The sequence below is a fragment of the Pseudomonas sp. GW823-FHT04A03 genome, assembly GCF_058796615.1.
Genome location: NZ_JBXAIV010000001.1, coordinates 153,219 through 167,560 on the forward strand (window position 1 = coordinate 153,219; position 14,342 = coordinate 167,560).

General features: G+C 61.6%; 16 protein-coding genes and 1 tRNA gene. 6 read left to right on the plus strand and 11 right to left on the minus strand.

Annotated features, from left to right (window positions below):
* Positions 1-142 precede the first annotated feature (142 nt).
* Positions 143-1,174 carry an NADPH-dependent aldehyde reductase Ahr gene (gene ahr / locus AC1Q9F_RS00625; RefSeq protein WP_039773073.1) on the minus strand — a complete coding sequence of 344 codons (1,032 nt, stop codon included), beginning with the start codon at positions 1,172-1,174 and terminating at the stop codon, positions 143-145.
* A 51-nt stretch (positions 1,175-1,225) separates the two neighbouring features.
* Positions 1,226-1,471 (minus strand): hypothetical protein, encoded by a 246-nt coding sequence (locus AC1Q9F_RS00630; RefSeq protein ID WP_085604716.1) that lies wholly within the window; start codon positions 1,469-1,471, stop codon positions 1,226-1,228.
* Between the two features lie 163 nt (positions 1,472-1,634).
* Here AC1Q9F_RS00630 and AC1Q9F_RS00635 point away from each other — a divergent pair, with 163 nt between their 5' ends.
* From AC1Q9F_RS00635 to AC1Q9F_RS00645, 3 genes are all read left to right on the plus strand, one after another.
* Entirely contained in the window at positions 1,635-2,282 is a 648-nt protein-coding gene (locus AC1Q9F_RS00635; RefSeq protein ID WP_492619338.1) for an ATPase, read from the plus strand.
* A gap of 86 nt (positions 2,283-2,368) precedes the next feature.
* On the plus strand, positions 2,369-2,710 hold the full coding sequence (locus AC1Q9F_RS00640; RefSeq protein ID WP_492619337.1) for a hypothetical protein: 342 nt from the start codon (positions 2,369-2,371) through the stop codon (positions 2,708-2,710).
* Between the two features lie 155 nt (positions 2,711-2,865).
* Positions 2,866-3,258, plus strand: coding sequence for a DUF1801 domain-containing protein (locus AC1Q9F_RS00645; RefSeq protein WP_492619336.1), 393 nt, complete (start codon positions 2,866-2,868; stop codon positions 3,256-3,258).
* 51 nt (positions 3,259-3,309) lie between these two features.
* On the opposite strand, the gene AC1Q9F_RS00650 is transcribed toward AC1Q9F_RS00645, so the two are convergent.
* The 6 genes from AC1Q9F_RS00650 to AC1Q9F_RS00675 all read right to left on the minus strand — a co-directional run bounded on the left by AC1Q9F_RS00650 (position 3,310) and on the right by AC1Q9F_RS00675 (position 6,949).
* Positions 3,310-3,384 (minus strand) — tRNA-Gln (locus tag AC1Q9F_RS00650).
* Between the two features lie 229 nt (positions 3,385-3,613).
* Positions 3,614-3,820, minus strand: coding sequence for a hypothetical protein (locus tag AC1Q9F_RS00655; RefSeq protein WP_007955480.1), 207 nt, complete (start codon positions 3,818-3,820; stop codon positions 3,614-3,616).
* A 95-nt stretch (positions 3,821-3,915) separates the two neighbouring features.
* Positions 3,916-5,379 carry a GDL motif peptide-associated radical SAM/SPASM maturase gene (locus tag AC1Q9F_RS00660; protein WP_492619335.1) on the minus strand — a complete coding sequence of 488 codons (1,464 nt, stop codon included), beginning with the start codon at positions 5,377-5,379 and terminating at the stop codon, positions 3,916-3,918.
* A 103-nt stretch (positions 5,380-5,482) separates the two neighbouring features.
* On the minus strand, positions 5,483-6,061 hold the full coding sequence (locus AC1Q9F_RS00665) for a DUF1842 domain-containing protein (RefSeq protein ID WP_492619334.1): 579 nt from the start codon (positions 6,059-6,061) through the stop codon (positions 5,483-5,485).
* 41 nt (positions 6,062-6,102) lie between these two features.
* Positions 6,103-6,729: a DUF1842 domain-containing protein gene (locus tag AC1Q9F_RS00670; RefSeq protein WP_492619333.1), complete on the minus strand. Its 627-nt coding sequence runs from the start codon at positions 6,727-6,729 to the stop codon at positions 6,103-6,105.
* A gap of 34 nt (positions 6,730-6,763) precedes the next feature.
* Entirely contained in the window at positions 6,764-6,949 is a 186-nt protein-coding gene (locus AC1Q9F_RS00675) for a DUF1843 domain-containing protein (RefSeq protein WP_041475227.1), read from the minus strand.
* 566 nt (positions 6,950-7,515) lie between these two features.
* Here AC1Q9F_RS00675 and AC1Q9F_RS00680 point away from each other — a divergent pair.
* Complete coding sequence (locus tag AC1Q9F_RS00680) at positions 7,516-8,433, plus strand: LysR substrate-binding domain-containing protein (protein ID WP_492619332.1); 918 nt, start codon at positions 7,516-7,518, stop codon at positions 8,431-8,433.
* 37 nt (positions 8,434-8,470) lie between these two features.
* Here the strand turns inward: AC1Q9F_RS00680 and leuD are convergent, their stop codons facing one another.
* The 3 genes from leuD to AC1Q9F_RS00695 form a co-directional block, all read right to left on the minus strand.
* Positions 8,471-9,079 (minus strand): 3-isopropylmalate dehydratase small subunit, encoded by a 609-nt coding sequence (gene leuD, locus AC1Q9F_RS00685; RefSeq protein WP_492619331.1) that lies wholly within the window; start codon positions 9,077-9,079, stop codon positions 8,471-8,473.
* A 3-nt stretch (positions 9,080-9,082) separates the two neighbouring features.
* Positions 9,083-10,504 carry a 3-isopropylmalate dehydratase large subunit gene (leuC, locus tag AC1Q9F_RS00690; RefSeq protein WP_492619330.1) on the minus strand — a complete coding sequence of 474 codons (1,422 nt, stop codon included), beginning with the start codon at positions 10,502-10,504 and terminating at the stop codon, positions 9,083-9,085.
* Between the two features lie 116 nt (positions 10,505-10,620).
* Positions 10,621-11,550 carry a LysR substrate-binding domain-containing protein gene (locus tag AC1Q9F_RS00695; protein WP_492619329.1) on the minus strand — a complete coding sequence of 310 codons (930 nt, stop codon included), beginning with the start codon at positions 11,548-11,550 and terminating at the stop codon, positions 10,621-10,623.
* 176 nt (positions 11,551-11,726) lie between these two features.
* Here AC1Q9F_RS00695 and AC1Q9F_RS00700 point away from each other — a divergent pair, with 176 nt between their 5' ends.
* On the plus strand, positions 11,727-13,274 hold the full coding sequence (locus AC1Q9F_RS00700; RefSeq protein ID WP_492619328.1) for a GMC family oxidoreductase: 1,548 nt from the start codon (positions 11,727-11,729) through the stop codon (positions 13,272-13,274).
* Between the two features lie 61 nt (positions 13,275-13,335).
* The gene (locus AC1Q9F_RS00705) at positions 13,336-14,259 is read left to right on the plus strand and encodes a LysR family transcriptional regulator (RefSeq protein ID WP_207985946.1); all 924 of its coding nucleotides are present in this window, start codon (positions 13,336-13,338) and stop codon (positions 14,257-14,259) included.
* The last annotated feature ends 83 nt before the right edge of the window (positions 14,260-14,342 follow it).

The window sequence follows — 14,342 nt, forward strand, 5'->3', positions numbered from 1 at the left end:
CGCAAGTGGAAGATGGCGAGAGGCTAGGGTGTGCGTATCTATAAAAGAAATTCTGTTTTTGGCGTACAGGTATAAAAATATTGATAGGTCTTCGGCCAAGACAAAAAAAGGCGCGTGAGTTTTTGACTCACGCGCCTTTGGTTCATTTGCTGGCGTTCAACACAATCCGGTACCGCGCCTTGCCGCTGCGCAGATGGTCAACCGCTTCATTGACCTTGCTCATCGGAAATTCCTCCACCTGCGGCAGGATCTGATGCCGCGCGCAGAACTCGAGCATGGTCGCCGCCGTGGCAGGCGAGCCGACCGGGGAGGCTGACAGGGATTTCTGTTGCGGGATGAGGTTGAACACATGCACCGGAATCGCGTCGGGCACGATGCCGACGAAGTGCAGCCGGCCCTTGCCGCGCAGGGTGGCGAGCATGGCCGTCCAGTCGAGATTGGCGTTGGCGGTGATCAGCAGAAAGTCGAGGGTGCCGGCAATTGCTTTCAGCGCTTCGCTGTCGGTGGAGGCGACGACTTTGTGGGCGCCGAGGCGTTTGGCTTCGTCCTGTTTGCTCAGGGAAGAGGTGAAGGCTGTGACGTCGCAACCCCAGGCATTGAGAAAGCGCAGCGCCAGGTGACCGAGGCCGCCAATGCCCACCACGCCGACCCGGTCGGTCGGCTTGATGTCGAATTCCACCAGCGGATTGAAGACCGTGGAGCCTGCACAGAACAGTGGGCCGGCGAGGGCCGGGTCGAGGTTGTCCGGAAGTTTCAGCGCCCAGGCCCAGTGAGTGCGCAGCCGATCGGCGAATCCGCCATGGCTGCCGATGATCGTCGGTTTGGCGGTGGCGCACAGGTGATGGGAGCCACCGATGCAGGACGAGCAATGCATGCAGCTGCCCTTGTACCAGCCGATCCCCACGCGCTGGCCGACTTCCAGGCCGCGCACCTGCGGCCCTGTGCGCACGATGCGGCCGACCACTTCATGGCCGGGAATGAACGGGTATTGGCTGATGCCCCAGTCGTTGTCGATCAGCGACTGGTCGGAGTGACAGACGCCGCAATATTCCACGGCGACTTCGACTTCCTCATCGCCCAGCGGGCCGGGGTCGTAACTGAAGCGCTCCAGCGGCGCGCCGGCCGAAGTAGCGGCCCAGCCGGTGAATGTCGTAGGTTCGGTGTTATTGCTCATGGGACACCTCCAGGTCTGGCGCTGCGGGCGCAGCCTGAAGAGTCTAGCGTGTCATCGAGCGGGCGCTAGCCAGGTGTTCAGCACGCGCCGATCCAGTTCTTCCCAGTCCGCCATACCCAGCACTCGCGTGGTGTTGAGGCCGCGCAGATAACCGCGCAACTGATTGGCCGCGGCCCGCACCGACTCCGAATTGTCCGCTGACTGGCCCAGCACGGTTTCGTATTCGACCAGGTATTCGGCCACCCGGTCGCGGAATTCGGGCAGGACGGCATCGCGGATCAGATCAAAGGTTCGCACGGGTAATCCTCATCTGTTTTCGTTGTGATTGAGTGTGCAGCAGTCTGCACGCCGCGCAACTATTGGTTCAAGTAATAGTGACCATCAAGAAACGCAAGTTCTGCTTTGGCGCCGATGGGCGGAAAATCGCCTCCATCGAACACGCCGCTGAAGGAATTGCGCGATGAAGACTTTGACCCGACTGGCTGTAGTCGCCCTGCTGATGGGCGGGGTGGCCGCCACCGTAGCCCCGGCTTACGCAGACGACGCCAAATCGTGCCATTTTCTGCCCGTCGCCGGCAGCAGCGCCGCGCTGCAGCACTCGCAAACCGTCGGTGTGCTGTACAGCGAAAACACCCTGGACAACCTGCAATATCTCGAGCGTTACCACGATGTGGCGGTGAACGGTGCCAAGGATGCGCTCGATGCGCGGATCCGTGACGCCTTCGTCGACAGCTCCGATCCGGAGCTGGCCATCGACTGGCTGATGAGCTCGCTGCAACAACAGTTTCTCTCGGTGACCGTCTACGAAAACCTTGATGCGCTGGTGCAGGCTCATCCGGACGTGGTGGTGATGCTCGACACCCACAACCGGCTGCTGACCCAACGCAACAGTCAGGTCGAAGCGCGGTTTGCCGCACGCTTCTACGACGCCAACCTGCAATACATCGGCAAGGCCGAAGGCGCGGTGGAGAAGCAACTGCCGTCGGTGTGGGTACACAACAAGGCAGCGCCCGAAATCGCTGCCGGGATCGAACAGCAGCGCGACCTGCAACTGAGTGCCTTGAAGCAGTTCGACGATTCGCTCAAGGCCCTGGTGAGTGCAGGCTGAACACCCTAATCAAAAACGGCAACGGCAGTGCCTGTGACACTGAACGTTGCCGAAGAACCGAACCTTTTATTTTCAGGATTTTATCCATGCGTGCCTTTTTTATCCCTGCCATGGCTTCTGCCACTTTACTGCTGACCGCTTGCGCCTCTGCGCCGAACGACCCGACGCTGACCCTGCAGACGCACAAGACGCCCGCTCAGTACGCCGAATGTGTGGTGCCGAAACTGCAGGGCAGTGCGCTGAACCCGACCGTGTCGCAGACCCAGCGCAGCTACCGGATCGTGGTGCCGAGCAAAGTGTCGGCGGACAACGTCCTGGAAGCCTACAAGGCACAGGACGGCGGCAAGGTCTTTTTATATGAGCGCCACTTGCTGGCGTCGAGTTTCATGCCGTCGAGTTTTGAACGGGCTGCCCAGGAGTGCCTGTAACGCCTGACGGTTAACGCTTTTGACGATGCTCCTTTGGTTGGCCGCAACCAACCAATTCCTTTGCCCCGCACCTTGCGGGGCTTTTTTTTGCCCGGCGTTTGGCGCAGTCGGCGCTACGCTGGTTAGCGGACAAGGTTTTTCGGGAGATCAAGGAAATGAAGAAGGACAGCAGCGGCACGGCAACCGAGAATCCCTCGGCGCTGATCGACGCAAGAATCAAGGAGCTGAACGACTGGCGCGGCCAGAAACTGGCCGAGATCCGCGCGATCATTCATGAGGCGGATCCGGAAGTCGTCGAGGAATGGAAATGGCGGGGTGTTCCGGTCTGGTCACACAACGGCATCATCTGCACCGGGGAAACTTACAAGGCCGTGGTGAAAATGACTTTTGCCAAAGGCGCGACGCTGGAGGATCCGTCAGGACTGTTCAATGCCAGCCTTGAAGGCAACACCCGACGGGCGATTGATATTCACGAAGACGACAAGATCGATGCCAAGGCTCTGAAAGCGCTGGTGCGTTCGGCGATTACGTTGAATACAAAGAAATGATTTGCCGTTGAGGCAGAGGTGAAGCGGAGGAGGGTGAAACGAGGAAAAAAATGGCAGGGGCGGCTGGATTCGAACCAACGCATGGCAGGATCAAAACCTGCTGCCTTACCGCTTGGCGACGCCCCTGTAGCTATTGGTTTCAGTCCCGGGAGGACCTCTGCAACAGTGGGCGGCACTTTACCAGCGCTCTTGCGTTCTGTGAACCCCTGAAGCCAATAAATTTCAGGGAAAACAGCTACTTATTTCCCGGACGGCATCGCCGGTCAGGTTTTTCGGGCTTTTCAGCGATCGCCATGAAAACCGGCGCGACCGCTGTAGCCCGAAAACCTGGCAAAGACCTGCCTCGACAAACCGATCAGTTGCCGTCTGCAACCTTGCGTTCGATTTCGTCGACCTTGCGTTGCAACTCCTCAGCGTCCTGCTCCTTGGTGCGGGTCGACGAGGGCGTGATGACCTCATCCACGCCGCGGGTGTCGTCGTCCGGGTCCTCAAGATCGCGTTTCACCACATTGACCGGTTTGCCGGACGTATCAGTGGGTGGGGCTTTGCTGTCGTTGTTCATGGCGCTGACCTCCGTTGGCTTAAACGTTGGATGCAGCGCCACTGAGCGAGTTCGAGATTTTTCGCGGCGAGCGGGCGAACGGCTGCCACCACCTTTCAGCTCATCGAATCCGGCACTCCCGCCAGCAAACCGGTCAGCGTCTTCATGATCGCCTGCTGCCGGGCCCGGTCGGTCAGGTGCCGGGCCTCGGCGGCGGCGACATCGGCGTGGCAGTGCGGGCAGATCGATTCGTGCGGCTGGATGTATTGCAGGCAGTCGCGGCACAGGGCCAGTTGCGTCGGCAGGCGTCCTTCCTCGGGGGAGGACTGGCCCTGATTGATCCAGGCCAGTTTGATCACTTGCCCGCTGTCGCTGACGCTGCTGACTTTTTCACCGGTGTCGATGCGTTCGGTGATCAGGTCAAAGCGTCCGACCGCAAACGAGCGCTGGGCGGCGTCTTCGACTTTGACGATGCGCTCGCGCAAACCCTGTTTTTGCAATTCCAGTGTTCGGTAATGGCAGTAGGGATTGTTGCCGGGTTTGCCCAGCAGCGAATGCGACGTCCAGGTGCAACCGCCCCGGCAGACGTCATTGTAGTAGCAGCTTCGACAGTAGCCCCACAGGTCATCGACCGAGCGCAAGCGACCGAAGTGCATGCCTTCGCTGTAATGCCAGATGTCGTGCAGGCTCATGTTGCGCACGTTGCCGCCGGAAAAACCGACGGTCGCCAGTGACGGGCAACCTTTCACCGTGCCGTCTGCTTCCAGCGCCAGTACGGTCTGGCCGGCCGCGCAGCCGCTCCAGTGCACGCGCTCGTCACCGAAGCCGCGCCACAGATGTTCGTAAGGGCCGTAATAGCCGATGTTGTTGCCGACGTTCATCAGCAACCCGCGATCCAGCCCCTCGCGGTACAACCGGGCGAGCAGCGGCATCACTTCCAGCAGCTTATACGGCTGGAGCAGCAGTTCCGGATGATCGACAGCGTTGCCCATGGCCACCGTGATCTGGATCTGCCAATGGGTGGCGCCGAGCTCGATGATGGTGTCCATCAGTTCCGGCAGGTCCGGCAACGTGGCCGCGCCGATCTGGGTGTTGACGCTCACCGCCAGCCCCGACGCCTTGGCCCGGCGCAGGGTGTCGACGGCCTTGTCGAACGAACCGGGCACGTTGCGCACTTTGTCGTGCAGCGGCGCGAGTCCGTCCAGGGAAATGCCGACCCCGTTGAGCCCGGCATCGACCGCTGCCTGCATCTTCGCCGGGGTCAGATTGCGCCCGCCGGTCTGGATCGCGCAGTACATGCCGTGGTCGTGGATGGCGCGGATCAGTTGCGTCCAGTCCTTGCGCAAATAGGCTTCGCCGCCGATCAGGGTGATCTCGCGGGTGCCGAGAGCGGCGAGGGAATCGATCACGTCGAGGCATTCGCGGGTGTTGAGTTCATCGGGACGCCGATGCCCCGCGCGGGAGCCGCAATGCAGACACTTGAGGTCGCAGGCGAGGGTGATTTCCCAGACCACGTGCACCGGCACGTAGCGTTTGAGATCGGTGTCGCTGAGGTAGCGGGCAGGGCGGTTGTCTGTCATGGGAGATCCTTGCGCACGGGCCTGTGCGCGGCACAAGTGGACTGACCTCGATTGGCTGGAAGACCGGGCGCGGTCACCCATGACCGCGCCCGGGCCGTACCGCTTAGCGCGCTTCCAGTCGCGCGATTTCCGCATTCAACTGCGCAAGGGCACTGCGCAAGGCGTCCTCGTGGGCCAGCTGTTGTTCGCCCTGCTGCACGGCGACTTTCAACTGCGCCAGATCACCGCTGGCCTGAGCCGTTTGCACGGCCACCGCATACAGCGGATGGACATGATGCTCGGGCGGTAGAGGCTCAACACTCGGCGCCTGATGCACGGCAACGTGCCGCACGTCCTGCCACTGGCCGCCTTCGTTGTAGCGGTAATCGACAAAACCACTGGTCCAGTCGTTCAGAATGCCCTTGAGGCTGAACGTCTGGGCGATCTGGCTCAGCGGACCGCTCGGATTACCGCCGAGGGTGAGAATGATGTAGGTCTCGGTGGATGGCGTCAGCCTGGCCTCGGAATAGTCGCCCCAGACCCGGGCATGGAAATTAACCGGTGGCCAGGTGCTTTGAAACACGCTCGCGGTTCCGCTGACTTTTTTGCGGACGGTATCGACCACGATATCGAGGGTCAGAACCGGTGCGCCCAGCAGTGAATTGCTGGCGATGAGGCGGGTGTGAAAAAGTCCGATCGACATGATGCTGCTCCCTTGTGAAAGTTATGGTTCCAGATTGCCGATCAGCGACTTTGCACGCGGCTGATTTCTTTGTTGGCGTCGTCCACTGCTTTGCGCAGTAGCGGCAGTTGCTCCAGCTGCTGTCTGGCCTGTGCGGACAGGCTTTTCATCTGGGCCAGGTCACCGCTGGCGATGGCGCCCTGAATCGGCGCGGCATACAGCGGCACAACCGGTCTGTGCTGCTCGATCACCGGGCCGGGATTGAACGGCTGAAGGACATTCGAAGGCACCTCCACCAGATGCGCCGGCACGTTGTTCAGTTCGTGCCAACGCTGGCCGTCGAAGTACTCGTAGTTGGCCACGCCTTCGCGCCAGTCGGTGCCGACCACCAGATGGATCTTGAAGTTGATGATGGAGTTGGAGCCGGGGCCGCCATGGTTGCCCTGGGCGGTGATCAGGATCTTGCTGACACCGGGCTTCATTACCGTCATGTAGGTGTATTCGCCCCAGACGTCCGAGTCGATGTCGAGCGGCGGATTGGTTGCCTGAGTCACCGCGGCGTTGCCGGTGACATGCTGCTGTGGCGTGGACACCAGCAGGTTCAGTGCAAGACTCTGCGCCCCCGGCTGACCCGTACCGATCCGGTAGCTCACCGGGAACAAGCCGACATTTTGCTGAGTTGCTGACATGTTGATTGCCTCCATTGCAATGTGGGAAATGGCCTTAGGGTTTTTCCAGTCGAGAAACTTCTTTGGCCAGTTTTTCGTACGCGGTTTGTAGCTCCTTCGCTTCCGGCTTCGTTGAATCGCGCTGCTTCAACAAAGTCTTCATCTGCTGCAGATCGCCGCCGGTGATCGCGCTCTGGATAGCGACGCCGTAGGGCGGGATGTTGTGGTTTGAACCGGTCATATCGAGGCCTTCCTCGTGGGTGTGTGCCGCTCGACCCCTTGCGCAGAAGGGGCGCTTTTCCTGACAGGCAGGCGTACGACATCGGCCAGAATTCCGGCAACCGGGATTCTCGGCGACGTGACAGCCTGATCCGTCGGGATCTGATCAATCAGCAAATCGGTTCGCGCAGGGGCGACGCCGCAGCGCCGGCTCACGCGCAAGCGTCGTCAGCCAAAACCGTCGGGCCTGGCCTCGGGCGTCAATGAAGGGGGTTGCCGCTGGGGCAAACGGGGAAATCTCGCCTGTACGTTGTTCATCTTTCTGTCCTTGATAGAAAGCAACGAAACACAGGGATAGGTCGTTCACTCTTCAAGAGTGCAATACCCGCGCAAGCACAAAAACCATCCCTGATTTTTCTTCCAGTGCCGCTGATGGCGCTCGTCGAGCGACGTTTGCCAAGTGGCCATCATTTTGCCAGCCACGCAACCCTAGACCCGTTTGTGCAGGGCTGCCAGAAAAAGCGCCGAACGGTCATGGCCGCTGTTAATCTGCACGGATTGCGACATTGGAAACGGAAGAATCGGCCTATGAACACGAGTCGTGAATCATTCCCCTTGCCCGAAGACCTCAAGGTGTTCCTCACCGTCATCCGCAAGAACAGCTTTGCCAGCGCCGCCGACGAGTTGGGCTATTCGCCGGCCTACGTCAGCAAACGCATCGCGGTGCTGGAAACCACGCTGGCGACCAAGCTGCTGCACCGCACCACCCGGCGCATCGCGCTGACCGACGATGGCGAGCGGGTGCGGATCTGGGCGGAGAAGCTGCTCGGGGATTTCGATCAGTTTCTCGGCGAGATTTCCCAGGCCCGGCACCAGCCGGCGGGGTCGCTGCACATTTGCAGCAGCTTCGGTTTCGGCCGCAATCATGTGGCGCCGGCCATCAGCCAGTTGTCCCGGGCTTGCCCGAAACTCGACATCCGGCTGGACGTGTTCGACCGGGTGGTCGATCTGGTAGGCGAGGGTTTCGATCTGGAAATCCTCGTCGGCGATGACCTGCCGGGTCAGCACCTGGCGCGCAAACTGGTGAGCAACCGGCGCGTGCTGTGCGCCACGCCGGAATACCTCGAGCGCCGGGGCACGCCGCAATCCCTTGAAGACCTGAAAGATCACGATTGTCTGGTGCTCAAGGAGCGCAACAACGCGTTCGGCATCTGGACCCTGAGCAAGGACGGACAGGAAGAAACGGTGCGAGTGAATGGCCCGTTGTCCTCCAACAGCGGCGAGATCGTGCTGGAGTGGGCCTTGAGCGGCGGCGGAATCCTGTTGCGCTCGATGTGGGACGTCAAACCGATGCTCGAGCAGGGCAGGCTGGTGCAGGTGCTGGACGGCTATACCCAGAGCGCCAACGTCTGGGCGGTCTACCCGACGCGGCTCAGCGAGTCGGCGAAATTGCGGGTGTGCGTGGAGTTTCTGGAAGAGTACTTCCGCGATTTGTCTGTGGAATGAAAACGGGCGGTTCAATGAGCCGCCCGTTTTTTTGCCATCAACCCAGCCAGGGACTGTCCGCCAGATGCCGCGCTTCAAAGGCGCGGATCTGCTCGGTGCGTTGCAACGTGGTGCCGATGGCGTCCAGTCCCAGCAGCAACGACTGTTTGCGCAACTGATCGATCTCGAAGCCGATCAGCGTGCCGTCCGCCAGCTCGAGGGTCTGCTGCGCCAGGTTTACGCTGATCCGCGCGGTCGCCGGGACGCTGATTGCCTCGGCCACACGCTTGAACTGCGCGTCGTCCAGCTGAATCGCCAACACACCATTACGCTGGCAGTTGTCGTAGAAAATCCCGGCGAACGTGGTGCCGATCAAGGCCCGGATCCCCACTTGCTTCAAGCCCCACACCGCGTGTTCGCGGCTGGAACCGCAGCCGAAGTTGGGGCCGGTCACCAGAAACGCCGCGTCCTGCCAGGCCGGTTGGTTGAGCACGAATTCCGGGTTGGGTTCGCCTGAAGCAAGAAAGCGCAGATCGAAGAACAGTCCGCGATCCAGCCCCTGACGATCGATGCCCTTGAGAAACTGCTTGGGCATGATCACGTCGGTGTCGATGTTGGACGCGAGAAACGGCGCGGCACTGCCGCTGACGGTGTCGAAAGGTTGCATGGTTCAAGCCTCCAGCGCGACGGTGCGCACGTCAGTCAAATGGCCGGTGATAGCCGCCGCCGCGACCATCGCCGGGCTCATCAGGTGGGTGCGCGCACCGGCGCCCTGACGGCCTTCGAAGTTGCGATTGGTGCTCGACGCACAGCGATCACCCGGCGCGAGCACGTCGTCGTTCATCGCCAGGCACATCGAGCAACCCGATTGCCGCCACTCGAAACCGGCGTCGAGAAAGATCTGCGCCAGGCCTTCTTCCTCGGCCTGATTGCGCACCAGCGTCGAGCCGGGAACGATCATCGCCCGCACGTGGGTCGCCACACGCTTGCCGCGCACCACGCGGGCGACGTCACGCAAGTCTTCGATCCGCGCATTGGTGCAGGAACCGATGAAGGCATGGCTGATCGTCACTTCGTTCAGCGGCATGCCGGGTGTCAGGCCCATGTAGTCGAGGGCGCGCTGCAGGCCCTGACGCAGGATCGGATCGGGCTGGGCGGCCGGGTCCGGCACGTGCCCTTTGATCGGCGCAGCCTGATCGGGGCTGGTGCCCCAGGTCACCATCGGCTCCAGCGCGGCGACGTCGAGGATGACTTCACGATCGAACACCGCGCCCTCGTCGCTGTGCAGGGTTTTCCAGCGCTCGACGGCTTGTTCCCAGATCTTGCCCTTGGGCGCACGCGGCTTGAGTTGCAGGTAAGCGAACACCTTGTCGTCCGGCGCCATGAACGCACCCCGGGCGCCGGCTTCGACGGCCATGTTGCAGATGGTCATGCGCGCCTCGACGCTGAGGGCGCTGATGGCCGGGCCGGTGAATTCGATGGCGTAACCGGTGGCGCCGGAAGCGCCGATCCTTTCGATCAGCGCCATGATGATGTCCTTGGAGGTGACCCCTGCGCCCAACTCGCCGTTGACCGTCACCCGCAAGGTTTTCAGGCGCTTGTAGACCAGCGTCTGGGTTGCCAGCAGGTGCTCGATTTCCGAAGTGCCGATGCCGAAACCGAAGGCGCCCAATGCACCGTAAGTGGTGGTGTGGCTGTCACCGGCCGCGACCACCATGCCCGGCAAAATGAAACCCTGTTCTGGCGCAACGACATGTTCGATGCCCTGGCGTTTGTCCAGTACATCGAACAGCTCGATGCCGAAGTCGCGGCAGTTTTCTTCGAAGTACGACACCTGACGCGCGCCCCCGGCATCGGGCATGGTCGCGATGCGTTTCGGTGCGGTGGGGTTCACGTGATCGACCACCGCCAGCGTCGCTGCGGGCCGCCACACCTTGCGCCCGGCATCGCGCAGACCGCTGAAGGCTTGCGGGCTGGTGTATTCGTTGGCGACCTGGCGGTCGATGTAAAGCAGCACGTGGCCCTGATTGTCGAGGGTGCAGACGGTGTGACTGTCGATGTGCTTCTGGTACAGCGTTCTCGGGCTGGGCATGGCTTGCGCTCTTTTCTGTCCGGGGCAAAAACAACATGACGACAGAATATTGATCGCACAAATGGCATCAATAGCGCTTTGGTGAAGCGGTTAAACACGAACCGTGAGCAATGGTCTCAGGCCTTTGCACGCATTCCGCGCAGCGGATCGTCCAGCAATTCGAACTGCTCGGCCATGAAGTCGATCAGCATTCGAAGCGACGGCAGCATGCCCTGACGGCTGGCGAACACCGCGTAGATCATCTCCGTGCGCGGCGCCCAGTCGGGCAGCACCACCGCCAGTTGCCCGCGTTCGATGAAGTCATGCACCAGCGACATCGGCATCTGCGCAACACCCACGCTGTCGATGGCCGCGCAGCGCAGCATCGGCAGGCCTTTGGTGATCAATTGCGGGCGATGCTGCAGGGTGAACTCGGAACCGTCCTGATGGAACAGCGTCCAGCTATAAACCTGCTGCGGGCTGCCGTGGTGAGCGCTGGGGAACCGCGACAGGTCTTCCGGCTCGCGGGGTTTGCCCAGCCGGCTCAAGAGTGCCGGGCTGGCGACCAGACATTGCGGTCGCTGCGACAACACCCGGCTGACCAGCTCGGAATCCTGCAAGGGTGGCGGTCGCACCCGCAACGCCAGGTCGACGCCTTCGGCCACCACGTCGACCTGTCGGTCGCTGGCCTCCAGATGCACCTCGACACGCGGGTGCATGGCCATGAACCGCGTAATGATCCCGCCGACGCATTCCTCCAGCAGCGTCGTCGGACAGGTCACGCGCAACACGCCGCCCGGTTCGGCGCGGGTCATGGCAATCGCGGCTTCGGCGGCCTCGGCCTGTTTCAGCATCGCCCGGCAATGGTCGTAGTAGGTCTGGCCCAGCTCCGTCACCGAGAAGTGCCGGGTGTTGCGGATGATCAGGCGCACGCCCAGGCGCTCTTCAAGCAAGGCAATGCGCCGGCTCAGGTTGGATTTGGGAATGCCCAGCGCCCGCGCCGTCGGCGCAAAGCCACCGTGGTCCACCACCATCACGAAATACTGCAGGTCATTGAGGTCTAGCACGGGGCGGGATTCGCTGGAAAAGGGACGCCAACTATACAAGCCCGATTGTCCATTGTGTGGGAAGCAGCGGCCCGTTTTTCGGGACTGGTGGAGCGGGCGTCTCTCGCCGAGTCTGTGGGCGCGGCTGCCCGTTGCGGCAGGCCTTTACCTCACGCGACAAACAATAAGGAAGTGACATGACGGTCCATGACAAGGTGTTCGACTTTGTGATTCTGGGCGGCGGTTCTGCCGGCGCCGTGCTGGCGGCAAGACTGTCCGAAGAAGCGCAGTTCGATGTGCTGCTGGTCGAGGCGGGGCGGGCGTTCGACCCGGACGAATACCCTGAAGAGAGTTACAACGCCAACATCATCGCTGCCAATGGCGATGCCCGTTATGAGTGGGGCTACTTTGCCCGTCCGGTCGGGCAACCCCAGGCGGTCTATGCGCCACGGGGCAAAGTGCTGGGCGGCAGCTCCGCAATCAATGGCGCGGTGGCTTGTCGTGCGCTGCCTTTCGACTTCGAGCGGTTCACCGCCAAAGGCTTGCAGGGTTGGCGCTTCGAAGACGTCCTGCCGTACTACCGGAAAATGGAGAGCGCACCCCACGGCGAAGAGCAATGGCACGGCCGCAACGGCCCCTTGCCGATTCACCAGATGTCGCTGGAATTCATCACGCCCGTGCAGCGGGCGATGCTCGAAGCGGCCTGGGCCTGTGGCGCCCACAAGGTCGATGACTTCAACAACCCTGAGGCCAACAACGGCGCCGGCCCCAACCCGATGAACGTGGTCAATGGCGTGCGGGTGAATACCGCGATGGCCTATCTGACCCACGAAATTCGGGCACGGCCCAATCTGACCATTCTGGATCGCAGCCTCGTCGACAAAGTGCTTGTCGAGCAGGGCAAGGTGCAGTCGGTACGCCTGGCGGATGGCCGAAAGCTGCGGGGCAAAGAGGTCATCCTCAGCGCAGGTGCCTATGGCTCGGCCGCGATTCTGCTGCGCTCGGGCATCGGTCCGAAAGCGGACCTGCAAGCGCTGGATATCCCGTTGGTCAGGGACGCACCGGTCGGCACGCGACTGCTCGATCACGCGTTCTACTGGATGAATTTCAGCGGTCTGGAAACCCTGAAAGGCCAGGAACATCCGGTGGTGGGCGCGCAACTCTGGACTCACTCGTCCTTTGCCGGTTCTGACAAGGAGCTGGACATCGGTATTTCGCCCTCGCACCTGCTCGACCCGGCGATCAGTCGCACCGGTGTCGCGTTCTCGCTGGGTCTTGAACTGATGCACTGCACGTCCACCGGGCGCATTCGCCTGAACAGCCGCGACCCGGCCGATGCGCCGGTCATCGAACTGAATCATCTGACAACCGAAGACGACATGAACCGGATGGTCGAGTGCTTCCGCCTGGCACGCAAACTGGCCAATACCGAGCCGCTCAAAAGCCTCATCGTGGAAGAGCTTTACCCCGGCCCGTCGGTGGATGACAGCGACGAACAGATCCGTGCGGCACTGGCCAAAGGCGTAGGCACATTGCAGCACCCGTGCTCGACCGCGCCGATGGGTTTGCCGACCGATCCTGTCGCCGTGGTGGATGAACAGGGCAGGGTGTATGGCGTACAAGGGTTGCGCGTGATTGATGCGTCGATTTTCCCCGAGATTCCCCTGATCAACCTCAACCCGACCGTCATCATGATGGCGGAGAAGTTGTCGGACACCCTCAAGAAATCTCCTCTCTCAGAATAAAAACAATCACAGGCGCACGGCCGACGGTGGTCGTGCGCCTGGCATGCACTGGATGTAGAACTTGAATAAGCTTTGCGAGATGCAATCGTTCGTCATGGTGGTCGACACCGGCAGTATCACCGAGGCGGCCCGGCAATTGGGTACCGCCAAATCCATGGTCAGCCAGCGGATTGCGCAACTGGAAAAACGTCTCGGCAGCATCGTCCTCGAACGTGGGCGGCAAGCCCGGCTGACCGAGGCCGGGGAGGTGTTTTATCGTTATTGCGTACGGATTCTGTCGGAGGTCGAGGAGGCCGAAGACGCGGTGCTGGCCTTTCAATCAAGCCTGCGCGGCAGCCTGCGACTGGCGGCGCCGATGGCGTTCAGCATTCGTTACCTGACGCCGATCCTGTCGTCCTTCGCGGTGCGCTATCCCGAGTTGCGCCTGGACATCGAATTCGACGACCGCCACGTCAACCTGCACGAAGAACGCTACGACGCGGCGATCCGCATCGGCGAGTTACCGGACTCCTCGCTGGTGGCGAAAACCATCACCGCCAACCGCCACATCATCTGCGCCAGTCCCGACTATCTGGCCGCCCATGGCACGCCGCAAACCCCGCAGGAGCTCTCCGAACATTTCGCCATGCTCTACGTGAACCGTGAACCCCACGGCATGTGGACGCTACCGGTGAACAATGGGCTGGAATCGTTTCGCGTGCGCTGCCGGATGCGCACCAACAACGGCCATCAGCTGATGGAAGCGGCGAAGGCCGGCATGGGGCTGGCGATCCTGCCGACGTTTCTGGCGGCGCAAGCTATCGTGGACGGCGAACTGCAGGAGGTGCTGGCGCCTTACGCGCCCCGGGGCGGGAATATTTCGGCGGTGTACCGGCGCTCCCAGCGGGCCTCGCCCAAGTTGCAGGCGCTGACCGATTTTCTCTGCGAACAGATCGGCAGTCCGCCGGTGTGGGAGCAATTGCTCGCAGCCCATTCGGCCGGTTGAGCCGTTCGGGAAAAGCGAAACCGCGATTCGTTTTTCCCCGGCTTATGAGCCCTCGAACCCTTCAATAAGCTCTTCCTCAACAG